The 3,924-nt window shown below is 74.1% G+C and carries 2 protein-coding genes and 1 pseudogene; all 3 read left to right on the forward strand.

The features are described 5' to 3' along the window. Window positions 1-773, forward strand: a pseudogene (locus JAO81_RS41650) (DNA polymerase III subunit gamma and tau); the annotation flags it as partial. A 91-nt stretch (window positions 774-864) separates the two neighbouring features. Further along, window positions 865-2,115, forward strand: a complete 1,251-nt coding sequence (purD, locus tag JAO81_RS41655) for a phosphoribosylamine--glycine ligase (protein ID WP_199553214.1) — start codon at window positions 865-867, stop codon at window positions 2,113-2,115. Window positions 2,116-2,408: 293 nt separating this feature from the next. Beyond that, window positions 2,409-3,924: hypothetical protein (locus JAO81_RS41660; protein WP_199553215.1), on the forward strand; the 1,516-nt coding region annotated here is incomplete at its 3' end.

The following is a 3,924-nucleotide window of genomic DNA, read 5'->3' on the forward strand; positions in this document are numbered from 1 at the left end:
GCAACCCCGGCACCCCCCCGTCCCGGCCCCAGACCCCGCCGCCCGCGGCCCCCGCACCCCAGGCGGCCGGGGCCTCGTCCCTCGGCGCACCGCCCCCGGGCAGCCTGGACGTCCGTTCCCTGTGGCCGAACATCCTGGAGGCGGTCAAGAACCGTCGCCGCTTCACCTGGATCCTGCTGAGCCAGAACGCCCAGGTCGCGGGATTCGACGGCCAGACCCTCCAGCTCGGCTTCCTCAACGCCGGCGCCCGTGACAACTTCACGAGCAGCGGCAGCGAGGACGTCCTCAAGCAGGCCCTGGCCGAGCAGTTCCATGCGAACTGGAAGATCGAGGCGATCATCGACCCCTCGGGCGGCTCGTCCCCACCCCCGGCGGCGACCGGCTTCGGCGGCTCCGGCGGTACGTACTCGGGCGGCGCCCCCGCACCCCAGCGGCCCCAGGCCCCGGCGCCCCAGGAGTCGGCTCCGGCCGCCGCCCAGGCCCCGGCTCCGCAGCAGTCGACGCCCGCGCCGGCCCCGTCCTCCTACAACCAAAGCTCGTACAACCAGGGCGCGACCAACCAGGGCGCGACCAACCAAAGCCAGCAGGGCGGACCGGGCCAGAACAGCCAGAGCCACCGCGGCTCCTACGACCAGGAGCCACCCCCCGTCTCCATCGAGGACGACATCCCGGAGGAGGACGACCCGGACCTCGACGAGAGCGCGCTGAGCGGCCACGACCTGATCGTCCGCGAGCTGGGCGCCACGGTCATCGAGGAGATCGCGAACGAGTAAAGGCCCAGGGCACCGTTTTCGGACCTTCCCACAAGGTCCAGGGACCCCGCTCGTACAAACCCACCGGACCCCACCGGCTAGGCTTCCGACCGTGAAGGTCCTTGTCATCGGCGGCGGCGCCCGCGAACACGCCCTGTGCCGCTCTCTGTCCCTCGACCCCGACGTCACCGCCCTGCACTGCGCGCCAGGCAACGCCGGGATCGCCGAGGTCGCCGAGCTGCACCCGGTCGACGCCCTGGACGGAGCGGCGGTCGCCGCGCTCGCCCAGGAGCTGTCGGCCGACCTGGTCGTCGTCGGCCCGGAGGCACCCCTCGTCGCCGGAGTCGCCGACGCCGTACGGGAAGTGGGCATCCCCTGCTTCGGCCCGACCGGTGAAGCGGCCCGGCTCGAGGGCTCCAAGGCCTTCGCGAAGGATGTGATGGCCGGCGCCGGCGTCCCCACCGCCCGCAGCTACGTCTGCACCACCGACGCGGAGATCGACGAGGCGCTCGACGCCTTCGGCGCCCCGTACGTGGTGAAGGACGACGGTCTCGCGGCCGGCAAGGGCGTCGTCGTCACCGACGACATCGACAAGGCCCGCGCCCACGCCCGGGCCTGCGACCGCGTGGTCATCGAGGAGTTCCTCGACGGCCCCGAGGTCTCGCTGTTCGCGATCACCGACGGCGTCACCGTCCTGCCGCTCACGCCCGCCCAGGACTTCAAGCGCGCCCTGGACAACGACGAGGGCCCCAACACCGGCGGCATGGGCGCCTATTCGCCGCTGCCGTGGGCCGACCCCAAGCTGGTCGACGAGGTCATGGCCACCGTCCTGCAGCCCACGGTCGACGAGCTGCGCCGCCGCGGCACGCCCTTCGCCGGTCTCCTGTACGCGGGTCTGGCGATCACCAGCAGGGGCGTACGGGTCATCGAGTTCAACGCGCGCTTCGGCGACCCCGAGACCCAGGTGGTCCTGGCGCGGCTGCAGACCCCCCTCGCCGGCGTCCTGCTCAACGCCGCGAACGGCACCCTCGACACCGAGCCCCCGCTGCGCTGGCGCGACGACGCGGCTGTCACGGTGGTCGTCGCCTCGCACAACTACCCGGACACCCCGCGCACCGGTGACGTCATCGAGGGCCTCGACGAGGTGGCCGCACAGGATGCCCCCGATGCGTACGTCCTGCACGCCGGGACGAAGCGCGACGCGGACGCCGTGGTCAGCGCGGGCGGCCGGGTGCTCTCCGTGACCGCGACCGGCAAGGACCTGGCCGAGGCCCGCGAACGCGCCTACCGGGCCGTCGCGCGGATCCGTCTGGACGGCTCCCAGCACCGCAGCGACATCGCCGCCAAGGCCGCGGGGGCCTGAGCCCACCGCACTCCTCCAGTACGCCGGGCGCACGCCCGTAGCGCACCGAACACGGGGCCGGATCTGACACAAGATCCGGTCCCGTTTCGTCATGCACCTTTGCCCAAAGCCATTCCATCGAGTGACCGATCCCCCATCCGGCTGACGGGCCCCGAGGCCCCAACTAGGGTGCGGCGCAAGCGTTCCCGGTGCCCCGTAGCCAAACAGCCCACTGGCATTGCGATGTCAGTGGCGGGTGCCACAGTGGGGGAGTGAGCAGAGCCGTCGCAGCACGAAGGGGGTGACGTCCGGCCGTGTCCGGAACCGGTACAGGTGGTGAGCGGGGCGCAGTCGGAGCACGTGCCCGCGCGCTCGCCGTCCTGCGCGTCCGCAGCAGGGCTCTCGCGGTGGCGCTGCTGCCCGCGGCGGTGGCCGTGGTGCTGCTCGCGGGCGGGGTCACGGGCCGTCTGGGCGGCGGGAGTTGGGATCTCGCGCGCTGGATCTCGAGCGCCGTCGCCGTCGTCGTCCTGCTCGCCGCCACCGTCGTCGCCCTTTTCGTGGCGCGCTCGCGCCCTGCCCTCAGCCCCACCGTGCCGATCGCGGAGAAATCCGCCCCGGACCTCTACCGCCTGGTGCGCGAGCTCGCCGACCGGCTCGATGTCCCGGTGCCCTCCGCGATAGCGCTGACCCCGGACTGCGACAGCTGGCTCGAGGACCGCACCCACCGGGCGCACGCCCCGGCCCGCCCGGGCCTGGTGCGGCGCGTGCTCGCGGGCATACGCGGGCGCCGTGGCCCTCGGGACACGGATCCCGGCCTCGATGGCGCGGGGATCGGTCTCTCGGACTTGCGGGGGGATGAAGCAGCAGCGGTACGCGGGGACGCGAGTGCGGCTGCACAGGGGGATGTGAGCGCGGCCGTACAGATGCAGGACTCCGCCGTCGTACGGGGACGCGACACCGTCGCCGCTCGTGCCGACGCGGCCGAGACCCGTCCGGTCGCCCCGGTCCTCGTGATCGGTTCGCCCTTCCTGTGGTGGATGCGCGTCGCCGAGCTGCGGGCGCTGCTCGCCCCCGTCGTCGCCGGTACGGGGCCGTCCGCCCACCCCGACATAGCCGCCGCCCGCCGTTTCGTACGGGGCCTCGACGCCGCGGTCGCCGTGGCGGAGCGGCCCGGGCGCGGACCCGCCGGGCGCCTGGTGCTCGCCGGGGTCGGCTGGGTCTGCCGGCTGATGCTCCGCGCCTGCCGCGGGCATGCGGCGGAGATGGAACGGGGGGTCGCGGCGGCCGCCGCCGGCCGGGCGCAGACCGTGGACTACGGGCTCAGGATCGTCGCCCAGGAGCAGGTCGGTCTCGCGTACGCCGGCTGGGGCCGGCTGCTCACCAAGGTCGCGCTGCCCGCCCGGGGCATGGGCCGCTGGCCGTCCCGCCTCGACGCCGGAGTGGTCGCCGCGCTCACCGAGCTGTCCCGCCGTGACCGCCTCGCCGAAGGCTTCGCCTCGCGGCTCGGCGAGCGGCCCGCGTGCGATCTGCTCGAGGAGCCCGGCGCGGTGGACGAGGCGGCCTCGCTGCTCGCGGCCCGGCTCTTCCACGGCGAACAGGGTGCGGGCTGGGCGCCGGTCGACTGGCAGGAGTATCCGGAGGAGGTCGTCGACCGCAAGTGGCGGATGGACGCGGCCCGGCTGCACCGGGCCCTCGACTCCCTCGGCGTGGGCCGGGCCACGGCACCGGACATGGACCCGCAGGCGCCCACGCTGGCGCGGGGGATGGAGCATCTGGCGTCCGAGCCCTGTGAAGAGGGCGGTGGCGAAGGGGGGTTGGGCGCCGAGGGTG

The organism is Streptomyces sp. N35 (assembly GCF_016464295.1).
GTDB lineage: Bacteria > Actinomycetota > Actinomycetes > Streptomycetales > Streptomycetaceae > Streptomyces.